Raw genomic sequence first — 16,698 nt, 5'->3', positions numbered from 1 at the left:
CTCGGCGGTGAGTGGGGCGTGACTCGCGCCCGGGAGTGGGGCGGTTGCCGACAATGCTATCGGATTTACTAAAGCGATCTAGTAGATCTGTCGCAACCGCGTTCGGCGGCTTTCTCGCGGCTAAACCGATCAAGTAGGGTGAGGCGCATGACTTCGGGCAAACGCGTCACCATCGCGGACATCGCGCGCATGGCCGGCGTCTCGCCCGGAGCCGTGTCGTTCGCACTCAACGGGCGCCCCGGCGTGAGCGACGAGACCCGCCAGCGGATCCTCTCGATCGTCGAAGAGAACCACTGGCAGCCGAGCTCCGCGGCGCGCGCCCTGGTCGGCGCCCGAGCCAACACGGTCGGCTTCGCGCTCGCGCGCCCCGCCCGCTCACTCGGATCCGAGGCCTTCTTCACCGACCTCATCGCCGGCATCGAGTCGCGGCTCTCCGAGAGCAAGGTCAGCCTGCAGCTGCGCCTGGTCACCGACATCGCCGAGGAGATGGAGGTGCATCGCCAGTGGCGGTCGTCCAACCAGGTCGACGGCATCATCCTCATCGACCCCCGCGACGACGACCCCCGCAGCGACCGGATCGCGGCGCTCGATGCTCGCGCGGTGCTGATCGGCTCGAAGCCCTCCCCCGAGGGAGCCGTGCCGAGCGTCTGGATCGCCGACGACGAGGTGGCCGAGACGCTCTTCTCCTACCTCGCTGCCCTGGGGCACACGCGCATCGCCTACGTCGCCGGCCCGGCCGAGCTCGAGCACACCCGACTGCGCGCCGAGGTGCTCGACCGCATGGCGTCCGACGGCGTCTCGGGCGACGTGATCACCACCGACTTCTCCCCCGCACGAGCATCCGCAGTCACCCGGTCACTGCTCTCGGGACGCCTTCGCCCGACGGCGATCGTCTACGACAACGACGTGATGGCCGTGGCGGGACTCCGCGTCGCGCAGGAGATGGGCCGCGCCGTTCCCCGTGACGTCTCGATCGCATCGTTCGACGACTCGGTGATCGCCGGCCTGATCAACCCGTCGATCACCGCGATGACCCGCGATACGTTCGAGCTCGGCGAGCAGGCCGCGACACTGCTGCTGCAGCAGATCGTCGCCGGGATCAACCTGCCCAGCACTCAGGGCCCGACGCCGACCCTCACCGCCCGCGAGAGCACGGCTCCGCCGGCGGCAGCATCCTGACGACAACCCGCCGGCGTCTCGCGACTCCGTCGTCAGGCGTCGACGACGGTGTTGACGGAGCCGTAGGGGTCGACGCCGTTCGTCGACAGATCAGGACGGATGAGGCGACGGATGCCGCGCGCGGCGAGTGCCGCGTCGTCGAGGGCCGTCTGCGAGGTCACGAACGCGGGGTCGACGCCGGCCGCGCAGGCATCCACCCAGGCCTGGAACACCGCGCCGCCGGGGCTGAGCGCCGCCCGGCTCACCGGCACCTCGCGCTCGTCGACATCGACCACGATCGCGGTCTCGCGCTCGGGCGCCGTGGTGCGTTCGCGCAGTTCGGGGATCAGCTCGGCGAATCGCCGGCCGAGGGGCTTGGCCGCGCCGCTCTGATCGATCAGGCCGAGCGAGTACTCCAGTTCGGGGAAGTCACCGAGATCGCGGCTCACGTCGTGCGAGCACCACCAGGTCACGCCCCAGAGGTTCTCGGTGCGCGCCGCCGACCGCAGGGTCGCCTCGAGGAAGCCGGGCATCTCGCTCTCGTCGAGGCAGTTCGACGGGGCCCCCACCTCCTGCAGCCAGACGGGGCGCTCGAGGTCGGTGGCGAAGGCGCGGGACAGCTCGATGAGGTACTCGGCGTGGCGGTCTGCGGCGACCGAGCGGCCTCCGTAGCGCTGCGCCGTGCCGTTGAAGATCCAGGAGTGGATCGTGGTCATCTCACCCAGACGCGATGCGTGCGCGGGGGTGAAGCCGTGCCCGTCCATGTACCAGACCGCGTCGTACTCACTGTGGACATGAGAGAGACCGGGTGCCGCCTGCTCGGCGGCGGTGAGCAGCGACTCGATCCAGTGCCCCGCCTCGTCGATCGTGACCGGCCAGGGCGACGGATGCGTGTGCGCCGAGAACTGGTTCGTCTCGTTGCCGAGGGTCAGCCCGAGGAAGTTCGGGGCGTCGCGCAGCGCGCCGGCGAGCGTCTGCACGAGGTCGACCTGCCCGCTGAGCGCGGTCGGGTCGGTGAACATGTTGCGGTCGTGCCAGGTGTACAGCCAGGACGGCACGAAGTCGAAGCTCGACAGGTGCCCCTGGATCACGTCGACGCTGGTGTCGAGCTCGAACTCGGCCGCGATGTCGACCATGGCGCGGACATCGTCGATCGCCTTCGTGCGGATGAGCGTGCGGTTCGGCTGCAGCACCGTCCACAGCGGAAAGACCCTCACGTGGTCGAGTCCGAGCTCGGCGAGAGCCGCGAAGTCGCGCCGCACGTCGTCTGGCGTGAAGTCGAGCCAGGAGTGCATCCAGTCCTTCGACGGCGTGTAGTTCGCCCCGAATCTCAGGCGAGCATCGAGAGCGCGGCGCTGCGTCATGTGTCCGGACCTTTCCGACAGAGCCCTCCGACGAGGACATGTCGCACCACTATAACGCTTGAGCACCGAGCCGCCACCCGGAATTCCAGTACTCGTCTACCGGCGGAGTGTCGAGACCTTGACAGACACCGCAGCGGGTGGTTTCATCTGCTAAAGCGTTGTAGTCCGGCTGACGGACACCGCCAATCGCCCGCCTCGAGGAAGAAGCACGATGAAAGTTCCCGCACGCATTGTCGCTCTGGCAACATTCACGATCGGCGCCATGGCGCTCGCCGGCTGCACCGGAGGCGGTGCGACATCGGGGGCCGCAGGTCCGATCGACACCTCCGGTGAGCTGAGCGGAACCATCCAGTTCCAGACCTGGTCACTGAAGAACGAGAAGTTCACCCCCTACTTCGAAGACCTGATCGACGCGTTCGAGAAGGAGCACCCCGATGTCACGGTCGAGTGGCTCGACCAGCCGGGTGACGGCTACCAGGAGAAGATCCTGAGCCAGGCGAACGCCGACACCCTCCCCGACGTGCTGAACCTGCCGCCGGACATCGCCTACCCCCTCGTCGCCGCAGGCAAGCTCGTCGACATCGAGACGGCGGATCCCGAGCTGAAGTCCGGGTACAACGCCGGCGCGTGGGACGCGTACAGCCAGTACCCCGACGCCGAGGGCACGTACGGTCTGCCCTGGTACCTGTCGAGCGACGCCTCGTGGTGGAACCTCGCCCAGCTCGCCCCCTACGGCGTCACCGAGGAGAACCTCCCCACGACGGTCGACGAGCTGCTCACCCTCGCGAAGGACGTGGCCACCGAGTCCGGCGGCAAGGTGCAGCTGCTGTCGTCGATCCCCGCTCTCGACACCTTCACCTCCGCCGGCATGGAGGTCATCAACGACGAGGGCGAGTTCGACTTCAACACCGAAGAGGCCGCAGCGATCATCGAGAAGTATGCCGACGCGTACGCGGCCGGAGCCATGCCCGCCGAGGCCCTGACCGGCGACTACGGCGGAAACGCCGAGGCGTACATCCAGGAGAAGGTCGCCTTCACGACCGGCGGCACCGGCTTCACGACCGACCTCGCCAAGGACGCACCCGCGCTGCTGGAGAACACCGTCGCCACGCAGCGACTGGGCATCCCGCCGCTCTACGTGCAGGGACTCAACATCTCGGCCGACTCCGACAACAAGGAGGTCGCTCTCGCCTTCGCCGAGTTCGCGACGAACGAGGAGAACCAGGTCGCCTTCTCGTCGCTCGCGGTCGGCACGGCGCCCGGCACGTCGTCGGGTGGTGACGCCGTCGTCGAGAACATCTCGTCGTCGATCACCGACGAGAAGCAGCTCACCGCGATCGACACCGTGTTCACCGCCATGGAAGACGCCAAGGCCATCCCGTTCCAGTGGACCTCGGACATGGCGACGTACATGACCCAGCAGATCGCGCTCGCCGTGAACGGCGAGGCCGACGCGCAGGAGCAGCTCGACAAGATCGTCGAGTACGCCAACGCGAACCGCGTGGACCAGTGAGCATGAGCGCGGACACCAGCAGCCGGAGCCGGAGCCGGAGGAAGACCATCACGTCCCACCGATGGTTCACCCCGTGGCTCCTCCTCGGCCCCGCCGTCATCTGGGTGCTGGTGTTCGCGCTCTGGCCGTTCCTCAACACCGTCTTCCTGAGCTTCACCGACGCGCGTCCCCTGCGGACCCCCGAGTTCGTCGGCTCGGCGAACTACGAGCGGATGTTCGGCGACGAGATGTTCTGGAACGCCCTCACCACGTGCATCATCTACGTGGTGGTCTGCGTGCCGCTGCTCACGATCCTGCCGCTGCTGCTGGCGCTGCTCGTGCAGAAGAAGCTGCCGGGCATCGCGTTCTTCCGCACCACCTTCTACTTCCCGGTCATCGCCTCGGTGGTCGTGGTCGCCCTCATCTGGACCTGGCTGTTCGACAGCCGCGGCATCATCAACCAGACCCTCGAGTTCCTCGGGCTGGTGGACAAGCCGATGGCGTTCCTCGTCGATCGCTGGCTGCTGCTCGGCTGCGCGATCCTGCTGACGGTGTGGAAGGGCCTCGGCTACTACATGGTCGTGTACCTCGCCGCCCTCGGCAACGTCGGCAAGGAGCTGCACGAGGCGGCGATGCTCGACGGCGCAGGCTCGTTCCGCCGCTTCCTGTCGGTGACGATCCCCTCGGTGCGCGGCGCCATGCTGCTCATCGCGGTGCTCATAGCCGTCTCGGCGATGAGAGTGTTCGCCGAGCTCGACGTGCTCTCCAAGAGCACGGGCGGGCCGGGCGGCTACGACATGTCGCTGGTCATGCTGATCCGTCAGGTCGGCTCGGGCCTCAACGGCAACATCGGCTACGCCTCCGCGATCAGCGTCGCCCTGTTCCTGCTCACCCTCATCCCGCTGGCTGCGATCGCGTTCATGAATCGCGAGAAGAAGGCGAAGGCCCCCGCATGAGCACCCTGACTCCGCCCCGCGTCGACGACGACCGCCGGCCCGACGAACAGCCCGCTGCGACCACGCGCGAACCCATCTTCCGCCGCCGCGGTTCAGGCGACTTCAGCAAGCCGACGCTTGGCGGTCTGATCGGTCGATACGCTCTCCTGCTGTTCGTGCTCGTGATCGTCATCGGCCCGTTCCTGTGGCAGCTCTCGACCTCGTTCAAGGGCCCGCAGGAGAACATCTACTCCTTCCCGCCGAACCTGATCCCTCGCGAGCCGACTCTGCAGAACTACGCCACGGTCGCCGAGATCGTGCCTGTCTACCTCTACGCCTGGCACTCGCTGCTCGTCTCGGTCGGCACGGTGCTGAGCAACGTGATCCTCGCGACGTTCGCAGGCTACGCTCTCGGATGCATGCGGTTCCGCGGCAAGTGGATCGTCATGGCGATCCTGCTCTCGACCCTGCTCTTCCCCGGTGAGGTCACCGTGACGAGCAACTTCCTTACGATCCGCGCGCTCGGACTCGCCGACACCCTGTGGGGTGTGTTCCTGCCCGGTGCCATCAGCGCCATGAACGTGCTCCTCGTCGCCACCGCCTGCCGCATGATCCCCCAGGACGTGCTCGATGCCGCGACCGTCGACGGCGCGACGACCTGGCAGCGCATCCGTCACATCGTGTGGCCGAATATTCGAGGCATGGTCTCGGTGGTCGCGGTCTTCGCCTTCATCGGCGCATGGGACGACTACCTGTGGCCGCTCATCGTGCTCTCCGATCCGTCGAAGTACACGCTGACCGTCGGCATGGCGTATCTGAACAGCAGCTTCTCGGTCGACCCTCGTCTGATCGCGGCGGGCACCATGATCGCTCTCGTGCCGATCGTCATCATGTTCTCGTTCACGCAGAGATTCTTCTTCAAGGGCGTGCAGGAGGGCGCGGTCAAGGGGTGAGCGCCGTGCAGCTCATCCCCGCCGACGGTCCGGCAGATCCTCCGTCGTCCCGCCCTCGAACGGGCGTGCTCCCCGGCCAGGTCTTCGCCTTCTCGTTCGACCCCGCGGCGGGTGAGCAGCGAGTCGACGTGCCTGGACTCACCGGTGCCCGCGTCACTCCCGACACCGTGCTGCACTGGGCGTTCTACGCCGACGGCATCGACGCGACCCTCGCCCCGCACGCGGCGCTCGCGGTGACGGTCGATGTGCGCGGCGCCGACGGCGCGAGGCTCGGCGAGATCGCCGCTGTGCGTGACCGCTACGACTTCCCTCTCACCGCACACGCACAGTTCGCGGCGCGCTGGAGCCTGCCCGAGCAGTGGAACGCCGACACCGTGTCGCTGGCGCCGATGCTCGCGGATTCAGAGCCGCACACCTCGGTCACCGTCGAGCTCGTCCTCGGCACCGCCTCGCTGGCTGCCGAGCCGAACCTGCCGTCGCGCGTCAGCGGCTTCGTGCAGTGCATCGTCGAGGAGATGCCGATGCCTGTCGTTGCGGACGAGCGTCCTCCGGTCGAACGCGTGGACACCCGTCGAGGCACTCACTCGGGGCCGCGCTTCTCGCGCGGCAACACGATCCCTGCGGTCGCCGTTCCGCACGGCTTCACGTTCGTCACTCCGGCCACCGATGCCTCAGACACCCGCTGGCCGTACCGACCCGGCATCCATGACGACCCGCCAGGGCGGCGCCTCGAAGCACTGCAGTTCGCTCATCAGCCGAGCCCGTGGATCGGCGACCGCTCGGTGCTCCAGCTCATGCCGTTCGACGGGCGCCCGATGTCCGGCCATGCCGAGCGTCGACGCTGGATCACCCCCGGGTCCGAGCGCGCCCGCCCGCACGAGTACTCGGTCGACCTCGGTGGACTGCGCGCAGAGATGACCGCGACCTCGCACGCCGCCGCCTTCCGGGTGCACGGCGCCGACGTCGATGCCACCGTCGGATTCGTGATCGATCAGCCGACCGACGAGGGCCGACTCATCTGGACGGATGCCGACGGCTTCGAGGGCTGGATGCCTGAGGGCCCCGAGGACTGGGGCAACGCTCCGCGCTGCTACTTCGCCGGCGTCGTGCAGCGGGGCGAGGATGACGGAGCGTCGGGCCCGCGCGGGGCTCTCGACGACGACGGACGGACGCGCGTCGCCGGCTACGTCGGCGGACGCGGCTCGCTCGAGGTGCGAGTGGCGGTCTCGTTCCTGTCCGTCGAGCAGGCAAGACGCAGCCTCGAGCTCGAAGCACCGACAGAGGTGACCTACGAAGAGCTGCGCGCGGCATCAGCAGCATCCTGGAACCGCGTGCTGGGGCGCGTGACCATCCCGCCCCTCCCCGCGGCGGAGGCGCCGTATCGCCGACTCGCGTTCGAGGAGCATCTGGATCGGATCGCCGCGGCCCTGCACCGGATGCATCTCTATCCGAACACCGCCGCCGAGAACGCGGGAACCGCCGATGCGCCGCTCCACCGGTTCGCCGACGTCTTCGCGGCGCGCGAGCCGTTCGGCGAACGCGCCACCAGCGCCCCGATCGTCGACGGCGAGCTCGTGGTGAACAACGGATACTGGGACACCTACCGCACCGAATGGCCGGCGCTCGCGCTGCTCGATCCGGCGCTCACGGGCAGGCTGCTCGACGGACAGCTCGAGCAGTATCGCCGCGGAGGCTGGATGGCCCGGTGGAGTGCTCCGGGCTACGTCGACAGCATGGTGGGAACGTCGAGCGACCAGATCTTCGCCGACGCCGCCCGGTGGGGCGTGGAGTTCGACCGCGCCGAGGCGTTCGAGAGCGGCTGGCGCAATGCCTGCGAACCGGGACCCGACGCGCTGCGCGGACGCAAGGGCGTCGCTCGCGGGCGATTCACCGGGTTCATCTCGTCCGACGTGCCCGAGGGCATGAGCTGGACCATCGAGAACGCGGTGAGCGATGCCGCACTGGGCCGGTTCGCCGCGCAGCTCGCCGCCGACGCTGACTCACGGCAGGATGCCGCGCGCTACCGCTCCTTCGCTCGCTACTTCGCCAACCGGGCGCTGTCGTACCGCACGCTGTTCGATGCGGACTCCGGCTTCCTCCGCGGCAAGGACGCCGGCGGAGACTTCGCCCCTGGCTTCGATCCGCGCATCTGGGGCGGAGACAACGTCGAGACGAACGCGTGGGGCATGTCGGTCGGTGCCGTGCACGACGGAGCAGGACTCGCGGCGCTTCATGGTGGCCGCGACGCCTTCGGTCAGCATCTCGACGCACTCTTCGCGGAGCCCGAGACCGCCGACGAGCGATTCGGCGGGGCGTACGGCACGGTGATCCACGAGCAGCGCGAGGGGCGGGCGCTGCGCTCGGGCATGTGCGCGATCTCGAATCAGCCCGCCCACCACATCCCATTCATGTATGCGTTCAGCGAGCGGCCATGGCGCTCGGCGGCGATCGTCAACGAGCTGGCCGGCCGTCTCTTCGCGGGTGGGCACATCGGTCAGGGCTTCCCCGGCGACGAGGACAACGGCGAGATGAGCGCCTGGTGGCTGTGGGCAGCCCTCGGGCTCTACCCGCTCGAGCTCGCATCGGGAGTGCTGCGGATCGGGTCTCCCCTCTTCGACGACATCCGCGTGGATCGCGCGGACGGCTCCTCGCTGCGCATCCGCTCTCACCGCAGCGGGCGTGCGGCCCACGTGCTGCAGAGCGCTCGCCTCGACGGGGTCGATCTCGCGCGGGCCGAGCTGCCGATCGATGGGATCGTCGGTCACTCTGAGCTGGAGCTGATCTTCGGCACCGACCCTTCGGATGCCCTGGAGCCGGGCGCACACGCACCGGCAGACGGCGCCGCCTGGCGCCGCGACCTGACGGCCGACGCGGCGGACGTGATCGCGTCAGCATCCGTCGTCGATGCCGGGCGCCTCTTCGATGACGGAGATCCGAGCGGTTCGACTGGCGTCGCCCTGGCTGCCGGCGAATGGGCAGGATGCCGCTTCGCTGAGCCGCGCGCCGTCAGCGACCTCACCGTGACGATGGTGGACGCGGCCCCGTCGTCGTTCCTGCAGTGGGAGGTCCTCGACGAGGACGGGAACTGGTCCGCGGCACCGACCACGCACGACGCAGGGCTTGCGGCCGACCGCACCACCCCGTTCGAGCTGGTGTCACGGGTCGTGACCCCGGCGATCCGCGTGCGAGCGGAGGCCGGGGTCACGATCCGTCAGATCGAGGTCTTCGACCTCGGGTGATCACTTCGACAGGACGAACGACACCTCGGTGGTGTTCCCCGCGACGTCGAGCACCTGCAGGGTGTTCGCACCCTCGACCGCGCCGAAGGCGCCCGGCTTCACGAAGTTCAGGTCGCTCCACGCGTCGTCGGTGAGGTCCTTGAGCACGCCGTTGACGTAAAGCCTGTCGATCTTCCCGTCGTCGTAGAGCTTGAAGCTCACGCGCTGGTACGCGCCGTCAGCCCGGACCTTGGTGAACTTCGACCCTTCCTTGATCGTGACGGTCGGGGGCGTCGTGTCGCGGGGCGCCGCCCGGTACTCCGTCGCCGCCCCCTTGAGCGCCTCGGTGATGCCCGAGAGATACGCCGACTGGTCGGTCGCCGTGAGGTTGTACGCGACATAGACGCCGTAGCCGTCGGCGACCGTGCGGTTCGCGAAGTCGGCAGCCGTCGCGGCGCTCGTCTGCGAGAGGTCGATCGCCGCAGCTCCGAGCCGAGTGCGATCGCCGAGCCCCGGCACAGTAGGTGCGTCGTACGTCGGGTAGTAGGGGTTCCAGGCGTAGTCGAGCACACTCGCGGCGTCGAACAGCGTGAAATCGGTCGTCTCGTAGGTCGGCCCGATCGCGTACAGGCTGATGATCTTGTCGGGACCGAGACGATCGCGCAGCGCCGTGGCCAGCCAGCCGAACGACTCGGCGTTGGGCTGAGGTGTGCCGTTCGCGCCGTAGTTCGTCCACTCGTCGTCGAAGTCGATGCCATCGAGGCCGTAGGTGGTCACGGCGTCGGCGAGCTGTGCGGCGAACGCATCGGCTTGCGCATACGAGGTGAAGTTCGCGAAGCCGGCGCCCTGGTGGTTGCCGAGCACCGAGAGCAGCACCTTGGTGCCGTTCTCCTGCACCGGTCGGATCTGCGTCTCGGCATTGTCGAGCGTCTCGGTGACGCGCTCGTTGAAGTGCAGATACGCCTTCTCGCCGTCGTAGTTGATGTTGGCGGCGAAGATCATGGCCATGTCGATCGCGGCTTCGCCGGACTCGGCGAGCGTGTAGTCGGCGACATTGGCTAAATCGTTCGAGTTCACCTCGACATAGACGGCGAGCTTCGGGTCTGCGGGCTCTGCGGTCTCGGCAGCGGCCCCCAGTGAACCGGTGAGAATGCCTGCAGCAGCGGTCGCGAGCACTCCCAGCCCGGCGATGCCCTTTCGCAATCGGTGATTCCTGACGTTCTGACTCATGGCGGATCGTCTCCTTCGGCGTCGTTGTCGAATCCGGCCGCGGCGTCGCGACCTGCCGCCGACTATAGCGCTTAAGTGATTCGCCCGAAAGGTTCGTCGACCGGTCAGTCCGCGAGCATCCGATCCCGCACCTGTCGGCGCAGCACCTTGCCGATGAGCGAACGAGGAAGCTCGTCGACGGCGACGATCCGCTTGGGCACCTTGTAGGGCGTGAGTCGCGTGCGGCAGAAGTCCCTCAGGGCTCCTGCGTCAAGTGTCGCGCCGTCACGCAGCACGACGGCGGCGGCGACCTCTTCGCCACCGCTCGACCGGGGCAGGCCCACGACTGCAGCCGCGGCCACGTCTGGGTGCGCCTCGAGCGTATCCTCGACCTCGCTGGGCGAGACGTTGAACCCGCCGGTGATGATGAGCTCCTTGAGGCGGTCGACGATCGTCACGAAGCCGTCGGTCGAGACCTCGGCGATGTCGCCGGTGCGCAGCCAGCCGTCGGCGAGCAGCACGTCGGCGGTGTCGCCCGAGCGACCCCAGTACCCCTGGAACACCTGAGGGCCGCGGATCAGCAGCTCGCCCCGCTCGCCCACCGGCATGTCGACGTCGGTGTCGGCAGGATCGACGACGCGGATCTCGGTGCTCGGGAACGGCACGCCGACCGTGCCGGGGCGGCGGCTGCGGCCCATCGGGTTGCCGAGCGCGACGGGCGAACTCTCGGTCATGCCGTAGCCCTCGACGAGCAGACCTCCCGTGGCCTCTTCCCACCGCTGCACGGTCGCGACCGGAAGACTCATCGCACCCGAGATCGCGAAGCGGACCGTGGAGAGGTCGATGGTCCCGCGTGACGCGGCGCGCGCGAGCTGGTCGTAGATCGGCGGCACGGCGGGGAGGAAGGTCGGCGGACTCGTGCGCGCCGCCTTCGTGACGAGGCCGAGATCGAAGGTCGGGAACAGCACGAGCTTCGCGCCGATGCTCATCGCGAACGTCAGGCAGAGCGTCATCCCGTAGGCATGGAACAGCGGCAGCACGCCGTAGAACGTCTCCTCGCCGTCGACGAGCCCGGGCACCCATGCCCGGCCCTGCATCGCGTTGGCGCGCAGATTCGCGTGGGTGAGGATCGCGCCCTTGGGGTCACCCGTCGTTCCGCTCGTGTACTGCAGCAGTGCGGTGTCGCCGAGCGAGGGGCCCTCGACGCGGCGCGAGAGCGGACGATGGTCGACCAGCTTCCTCCACGCCAGCGCGCGACGCGTCTTCGGGGTGGCCGTCAGCTTGGCCCTCGACGCCCGCGCCTTGGGCACCGGCAGCCGCAGGAGCAGACGCTGCGAGGCGGGCATCGCCTCGGTGAGATCGACGCTCACGATGTGCTCGACCCGCAGGTCGGAGGGGAAGTCCGCGATCGTGTCGACCGTCTTGTCCCAGACGATCGCGACCTTGGCGCCGTGATCCTCGAACTGGTGCCGCAGCTCCCTGGCCGTGTAGAGCGGGTTGTGCTCGACGACGATGGCACCGAGACGGAGTGCCGCATAGAAGGCCACGACGTGCTGCGGGCAGTTGGGCAGCACCAGCGCGACCCGGTCGCCCTTGTGCACCCCGAGACGCCGGAGCCCCTCTGCCGCACGCAGGATCTGGTCCCCCAGCTCACGGTAGGTCGTCACCGCGCCGAAGAACTCGAGCGCCGGTCGACGGCCGAACGTCGCGATGCTCGCGGACATCATCTCGGGCAGCGTCTGGGTCGGATCCTCGATCTCGGCGGGAACGCCGTCTGCATAGGAGGCGAGCCATGGCCGGGATTCGTGCGGGTTGACGGACATGGCTCCATCCTGCCCGGATCGGCTGTGAGCCGCCCCGGGACTCGCACCGAAGCTCTGCGTCTCGCTGTGCGCCGATACGACTCTCTGTCCGCGCCGGCCTTCAAGATGCCAATATGAGAGGAGCTACGAGGGAGGCGGAGCATGTTCGACGAGCTCAGAAGACAGCAGGCACTGGAGGAACTCGGGATCCTGGACACCCCACGGGATGAACGGGTCGATCGAGTGGCCCGGCTGGCGAAGCAGATGTTCGGCGTGCCGATGGTGAGCGTCTCGCTCCTCGACGGCGATCGCCAGTGGCGCAAGTCCGAGATCGGCCTGGGTGGCGACGAGGCCCCGAGGCAGGATTCGTTCTGCGACTACACGGTCGGCCAGGACCGCACGGTCGTGATCGAAGATGCCAGCGCGACCGAGACGTTCGCCACGAACCCGTTCGTGGTCGGCGATCCGCACCTCCGGTTCTATGCCGGCCACCCGCTCCACGCACCCGGTGGAGAGCCTGTCGGCACGCTGTGCGTGCTCGACACGGAACCCCATTCATTCTCGGAGGCGGAGCGCGGCCTGCTCCGCGACCTCGCCTTCTGGGTGCAGAGCGAGATCGCCTCCGACGCCGAACTCGATCAGGCCACCCTGATCCAGAGCGCCCTGCGGCCGCAGTCGATCCCCACCATCTCCGGATACACGGTCGCTGGCGGCGGTGCCTCGCGTGGCCGCCTGGCGGGGGACTTCTACGATCTGCGTCTGCATGGCGGGGCTCTGCGGATCACCCTCGCCGATGCGATGGGCAAGGGCACGGGCCCCGCCATCGTCGCTGCCGGGGTGCGCGCATCGCTGCGCACGGCTCCCGACCGCAGCATCGCCGAAGCGATCGCCGATGCCGACCGCCTCCTCGAAGAGGACCTCTCGGAGACGACGATGTTCGTCACGGCCGTCCACGCCGAGCTGCAGCCCGAGACCGGCGACCTGGAGGTGATCGACGCCGGTCACAGCCTGGCGTTCATCCTGCGCAGCGACGGCTCGTGGGAGCACCTTCGCTCGACCGGCCTGCCTCTCGGAATGGGCGCCGCGCTGCCCGACCAGGGTGCTCGGGAGTCCCGGCGCACCCGCCTCGAGCCCGGCGACGCGTTCGTCTGCTGCAGCGACGGTCTGCTCGACGTGCTCGACGCCGACGATCCGTTCGCCCACGTCGCCAGGGTGCTCGACACGCTCGGCCCCGACGGAGCGATCGGCGAGGCGCTGCGGCTCATCTCGGACGACCGGGCGACCGACGACATCACCGTCGTCGTGGTGAGGCGCGACGCATGACAGCTCGCTTCGCCGCCATCCGGGTCATCGCCGTGCTCTCGGTGCTGCTGGGAGTGAACTACGTCGCCTGGCGGTGGTTGGAATCGGTCAACTGGTCGGCGTGGTGGATCGCCGTGCCCCTCGTGATCGCCGAGACCTACAGCCTGATCGACACCTTCTTCTTCTGCCTGACGATGTGGCGGGCCAAAGAGCGCCCGGCTCCCGTCTCCCCGCCTCAGGGCACGGTCGACGTGTTCATCGCGACCTACAACGAGCCGATCGAACTCGTGATGACCACGGCACGCGCCGCGCGAGGGATCGCGTATCCTCACACGACCTGGATCCTCGACGACGGAGCCCGCCCCGAGCTCGAGCAGGCTGCTCGCGAGGCCGACATCGGCTACCTCACCCGCTCGGACGACTGGGAGGGCAAGCCGCGCCATGCCAAGGCCGGCAACCTCAACAGCGCGCTGTTCGAGACCGACGGGGAGTTCCTCCTCATCCTCGACGCCGACCAGATCCCCGACCCGCTGATCCTGCACCGCACCCTGGGATACTTCGCCGACGACCCCGAGGTCGCCGTGGTGCAGACGCCGCAGTGGTTCATCAACGTCGACGAGGCCGACCCTCTCGGCAGCCAGGCACCGCTGTTCTATGGCCCCATCCAACAGGGCAAGGACGGATGGAACGCGGCGTTCTTCTGCGGATCCAACGCCGTGCTGCGTCGCGACGCCCTGATGCAGCTGGGCATCATCGGCTATGTGCGTGAGGTGACCGACACCGCAGCGCGCGCGCTGCGCACCTCCGAGACCCTGATCGAGAAGGAGATGCGCTCGGCATCCGACCCGGAGCTCCGCCGCGAGCTCTTCGCCCTGCACGTGGCGATCGGCCGGAGCCGTCGCGATCTCGCCGCCGGCGCCCCCGTCAGGGAGGTCGCAGACGCCGTGCTGGCTGCGGTGCACAACGCCTCGGTGATCCTCGTCGCCAAGGACCTCGCCGGCATCCGCTCCGATCTCGCAGAGCTGGGATCGCTTCCGATCGCTCACGACGCCCAGTTGGATGCGATCGTCGTCGACGAGGTGGGCCTCACCGCGCTCGCCGACTCCGATCTCTCCCCCATCACCGCGCTGGATGCCGTCAGGGCGCTGCTCGACGCGCTCCGGCTCGATCGAAGCGACGAGGCGCAGCCGATCCTGCCCCTCGCCACGATCTCGGTGACGGAGGACATGGCCACGGCGATGCAGCTGCACTCGCTGGGCTGGCGCAGCGTCTACCACCACGAGATCCTGGCCAAGGGGCTCGCCCCCGAGGATCTTCGTACGATGCTGACGCAGCGGCTGCGCTGGGCGCAGGGCACCCTGCAGGTCATGCTGCGCGACAACCCGCTCGCGAAGCGCGGGCTGTCGATCGGCCAGCGACTGATGTACTTCGCCACGATGTGGAGCTACCTTTCCGGGTTCGCCGCCGTGGTCTACCTCACGGCACCCGTCGTCTACCTCGTCTTCGGCGTGCTGCCCGTGACCGCCTGGTCGGTCGACTTCTTCGTGAGATTCCTGCCCTACTTCCTGGTCAACCAGGTGCTGTTCCTCGTGGTCGCCAAGGGGTTGAGAACCTGGCGCGGGCAGCAGTACTCGCTCGCGCTCTTCCCGGTCTGGATCCGCGCCTGCTGGACGGCGTTCGCCAACGTCGTGTTCCACCGCCCCCTCACGTTCGCCGTGACGCGCAAGGACGGGCGGGATCCCCGCGGAGTGCCGTGGCGCGAGATCTGGCCGCAGCTGACCGCGATGGTCGTGCTCGGCATCGCCCTCGTGATCGGCGTGACCAGGGTCATCATCGGCACCGGAGACGGCACAGGCACTCTCGTCAACACGGTCTGGGTGCTGTACGACCTCGTCGTGCTCAGCGTCATCATCCAAGCCGCCCGCTACCGCGGACCGGCCCGAACCCTCGAGGAGGAGAACCATGGACCTCAGAACTGACATCAGAGACGGCTTCGCCGTGATCGCCCTCTCCGGCCGCCTCACGGCGACGGGAGCACCACTGCTGCGCAAGGCGGTCAACGACCTCGTCGCCGGTGGCGATTCCCGGATCGTCATCGACATGACCGAACTGCAGTTCGTCGACTCGTCGGGGCTCGGCGCTCTCGTCGGCGGGCTGAAGAGCGCCAGGGTCGCGGGGGGCGATCTGCGTATCGCCGCGGTGCCGGAGGCCGTCCGGACGGTGCTGCACCTGACCAACCTCGACCGCGTCCTGCTCGACCACCCCACGCCCGAGACGGCGTTCGATGGGCGCTGATCGGCGCACTGCGCACGTCGCGGGCCTTGCCGGCCCCGCCTTCGTCGAGCACGTACTCGACGCCCTCGACGCACTGTGGGAGTCTGCCCCGCACGTGACCCCCGAAGATCGCACGCTGTTCGCACTCGCGGTCAGCGAGGTGTCGACGAACATCGCCGCGCACGGCGAGGCACAGGCCGAGCCGGATGCCGGCATCACCGTCGAGGTCGACATCGAGGTGGGCACCGACGAGCTCGTCGCGACCTTCGTCGACACGGCCGATCCGGCGAGGATCGACTGGGATGCGGTGGCGATGCCCGGCGTCGACAGCGAGAGCGGCCGCGGACTGGCCCTGACGACCGCTGTGCTCGACGACTTCGAGCACAGCGTCGACGCGACCGGCAACACGTGGGTGCTCCGACGCCGTCTCTCCCCTTCTGCCTAGCCCCGCACCGGGCGCCGGCGCGCGGCAGCCGCCGTCAGGCCGTTCTCGTCAGCTGAGCCAGGCGGGAACCCGGCCGCGCAGGAAGGCGCCGTCGATCGAGAACCTCCCGGCGCCGGTGAGCGCGAGAGCCAGCGCGGCCGCACCGAGCACGGCGACGAACTCGTATCCGCCCTCACCCACCCAGAGCCCCGCAGAGAGGTGCACGAGCACCAGCGCCACGACCATGTCGATCGCGAGCAGGACGCCGGCGAGGCGGGTGAAGAGGCCGAGCACCAGCAGGATGCCGCCGATCAGCTCGACGAAGGCGACGAAGGGAGCGGCGATCTCGGGCATCGGCACCCCCATGCCCGCGAAGCTGCCGATGGTGCCGGGGATCGTGTATTCGAAGATCTTCTGCGCTCCGTGAGCGGCGAAGACGGCGCCGACCACGACGCGCAGGACGAGCAGTCCCAGTGAGGCGGCGGCAGAGGGGGCGGTGGTGTTCGTCATGAGGAGGTGTTCCTTCGTGGCAGGACACCGCGCGCCAGGCGCGGAGCAGGGGCTATC

The 16,698-nt window shown here is 68.6% G+C and carries 13 protein-coding genes; 9 read left to right on the top strand and 4 right to left on the bottom strand.

Annotated features, from left to right (window positions below; all coding sequences use genetic code 11):
- The first annotated feature begins 147 nt into the window (after positions 1-147).
- Positions 148-1,179 (top strand): LacI family DNA-binding transcriptional regulator, encoded by a 1,032-nt coding sequence (locus ACLKOY_RS12635; protein ID WP_436453908.1) that lies wholly within the window; start codon positions 148-150, stop codon positions 1,177-1,179.
- A 32-nt stretch (positions 1,180-1,211) separates the two neighbouring features.
- Here ACLKOY_RS12635 and ACLKOY_RS12630 read toward each other — a convergent pair whose 3' ends face one another.
- Positions 1,212-2,522 carry a glycoside hydrolase 5 family protein gene (locus ACLKOY_RS12630; RefSeq protein ID WP_436453906.1) on the bottom strand — a complete coding sequence of 437 codons (1,311 nt, stop codon included), beginning with the start codon at positions 2,520-2,522 and terminating at the stop codon, positions 1,212-1,214.
- A gap of 211 nt (positions 2,523-2,733) precedes the next feature.
- Here ACLKOY_RS12630 and ACLKOY_RS12625 point away from each other — a divergent pair, with 211 nt between their 5' ends.
- Genes ACLKOY_RS12625 through ACLKOY_RS12610 form a run of 4 tightly spaced genes read left to right on the top strand, consistent with a single transcriptional unit; the run spans position 2,734 to position 9,141 of the window.
- Positions 2,734-4,035, top strand: a complete 1,302-nt coding sequence (locus tag ACLKOY_RS12625) for an ABC transporter substrate-binding protein (protein WP_436453904.1) — start codon at positions 2,734-2,736, stop codon at positions 4,033-4,035.
- Between the two features lie 2 nt (positions 4,036-4,037).
- Entirely contained in the window at positions 4,038-4,970 is a 933-nt protein-coding gene (locus ACLKOY_RS12620; RefSeq protein ID WP_436453903.1) for a carbohydrate ABC transporter permease, read from the top strand.
- Positions 4,967-5,902, top strand: a complete 936-nt coding sequence (locus ACLKOY_RS12615; RefSeq protein ID WP_436453902.1) for a carbohydrate ABC transporter permease — start codon at positions 4,967-4,969, stop codon at positions 5,900-5,902. Before ACLKOY_RS12620 ends, ACLKOY_RS12615 begins: the two co-directional genes overlap by 4 nt.
- Positions 5,899-9,141 carry a glycoside hydrolase domain-containing protein gene (locus tag ACLKOY_RS12610; protein WP_436453901.1) on the top strand — a complete coding sequence of 1,081 codons (3,243 nt, stop codon included), beginning with the start codon at positions 5,899-5,901 and terminating at the stop codon, positions 9,139-9,141. The genes ACLKOY_RS12615 and ACLKOY_RS12610 overlap by 4 nt, the downstream gene beginning before the upstream one ends.
- Here the strand turns inward: ACLKOY_RS12610 and ACLKOY_RS12605 are convergent, their stop codons facing one another.
- Both ACLKOY_RS12605 and ACLKOY_RS12600 read right to left on the bottom strand, forming a co-directional pair.
- Positions 9,142-10,350 (bottom strand): endo-beta-N-acetylglucosaminidase H, encoded by a 1,209-nt coding sequence (locus tag ACLKOY_RS12605; protein WP_436453900.1) that lies wholly within the window; start codon positions 10,348-10,350, stop codon positions 9,142-9,144.
- Positions 10,351-10,454: 104 nt separating this feature from the next.
- Positions 10,455-12,152 carry a long-chain-fatty-acid--CoA ligase gene (locus ACLKOY_RS12600; RefSeq protein ID WP_436453899.1) on the bottom strand — a complete coding sequence of 566 codons (1,698 nt, stop codon included), beginning with the start codon at positions 12,150-12,152 and terminating at the stop codon, positions 10,455-10,457.
- 141 nt (positions 12,153-12,293) lie between these two features.
- On the opposite strand from ACLKOY_RS12600, the gene ACLKOY_RS12595 reads away from it, so the two are divergent.
- From ACLKOY_RS12595 to ACLKOY_RS12580, 4 genes are read left to right on the top strand one after another with little or no spacing between them, the layout of a single operon-like run.
- A complete protein-coding gene (locus ACLKOY_RS12595; protein WP_436453898.1) occupies positions 12,294-13,454 on the top strand; it encodes a PP2C family protein-serine/threonine phosphatase in 1,161 nt (386 codons plus the stop codon).
- A complete protein-coding gene (locus ACLKOY_RS12590; protein WP_436453897.1) occupies positions 13,451-15,412 on the top strand; it encodes a glycosyltransferase family 2 protein in 1,962 nt (653 codons plus the stop codon). Before ACLKOY_RS12595 ends, ACLKOY_RS12590 begins: the two co-directional genes overlap by 4 nt.
- A complete protein-coding gene (locus ACLKOY_RS12585; RefSeq protein ID WP_140038346.1) occupies positions 15,396-15,728 on the top strand; it encodes an STAS domain-containing protein in 333 nt (110 codons plus the stop codon). Before ACLKOY_RS12590 ends, ACLKOY_RS12585 begins: the two co-directional genes overlap by 17 nt.
- Positions 15,718-16,152 (top strand): ATP-binding protein, encoded by a 435-nt coding sequence (locus ACLKOY_RS12580; RefSeq protein ID WP_436453896.1) that lies wholly within the window; start codon positions 15,718-15,720, stop codon positions 16,150-16,152. The genes ACLKOY_RS12585 and ACLKOY_RS12580 overlap by 11 nt, the downstream gene beginning before the upstream one ends.
- Positions 16,153-16,200: 48 nt before the next feature.
- On the opposite strand, the gene ACLKOY_RS12575 is transcribed toward ACLKOY_RS12580, so the two are convergent.
- Positions 16,201-16,641 carry a DoxX family protein gene (locus tag ACLKOY_RS12575; protein WP_436453894.1) on the bottom strand — a complete coding sequence of 147 codons (441 nt, stop codon included), beginning with the start codon at positions 16,639-16,641 and terminating at the stop codon, positions 16,201-16,203.
- Positions 16,642-16,698 lie beyond the last annotated feature (57 nt).

Source organism: Microbacterium sp. K2 (genome assembly GCF_051365005.1).
Lineage (GTDB): Bacteria > Actinomycetota > Actinomycetes > Actinomycetales > Microbacteriaceae > Microbacterium > Microbacterium foliorum_B.
Note: the sequence above shows the minus strand (reverse complement) of the source record. Positions and strands in the feature narration are given on the sequence as shown.

Excerpts from the sequence above, each read along its gene's own strand:
- ACLKOY_RS12635 (WP_436453908.1), top strand. The coding sequence starts at position 148 with ATGACTTCGGGCAAACGCGTCACCATCGCGGACATCGCGCGCATGGCC.
- ACLKOY_RS12630 (WP_436453906.1), bottom strand. The coding sequence starts at position 2,522 with ATGACGCAGCGCCGCGCTCTCGATGCTCGCCTGAGATTCGGGGCGAAC.
- ACLKOY_RS12625 (WP_436453904.1), top strand. The coding sequence starts at position 2,734 with ATGAAAGTTCCCGCACGCATTGTCGCTCTGGCAACATTCACGATCGGC.
- ACLKOY_RS12620 (WP_436453903.1), top strand. The coding sequence starts at position 4,038 with ATGAGCGCGGACACCAGCAGCCGGAGCCGGAGCCGGAGGAAGACCATC.
- ACLKOY_RS12615 (WP_436453902.1), top strand. The coding sequence starts at position 4,967 with ATGAGCACCCTGACTCCGCCCCGCGTCGACGACGACCGCCGGCCCGAC.
- ACLKOY_RS12605 (WP_436453900.1), bottom strand. The coding sequence starts at position 10,350 with ATGAGTCAGAACGTCAGGAATCACCGATTGCGAAAGGGCATCGCCGGG.
- ACLKOY_RS12600 (WP_436453899.1), bottom strand. The coding sequence starts at position 12,152 with ATGTCCGTCAACCCGCACGAATCCCGGCCATGGCTCGCCTCCTATGCA.
- ACLKOY_RS12595 (WP_436453898.1), top strand. The coding sequence starts at position 12,294 with ATGTTCGACGAGCTCAGAAGACAGCAGGCACTGGAGGAACTCGGGATC.
- ACLKOY_RS12590 (WP_436453897.1), top strand. The coding sequence starts at position 13,451 with ATGACAGCTCGCTTCGCCGCCATCCGGGTCATCGCCGTGCTCTCGGTG.
- ACLKOY_RS12585 (WP_140038346.1), top strand. The coding sequence starts at position 15,396 with ATGGACCTCAGAACTGACATCAGAGACGGCTTCGCCGTGATCGCCCTC.
- ACLKOY_RS12580 (WP_436453896.1), top strand. The coding sequence starts at position 15,718 with ATGGGCGCTGATCGGCGCACTGCGCACGTCGCGGGCCTTGCCGGCCCC.
- ACLKOY_RS12575 (WP_436453894.1), bottom strand. The coding sequence starts at position 16,641 with ATGACGAACACCACCGCCCCCTCTGCCGCCGCCTCACTGGGACTGCTC.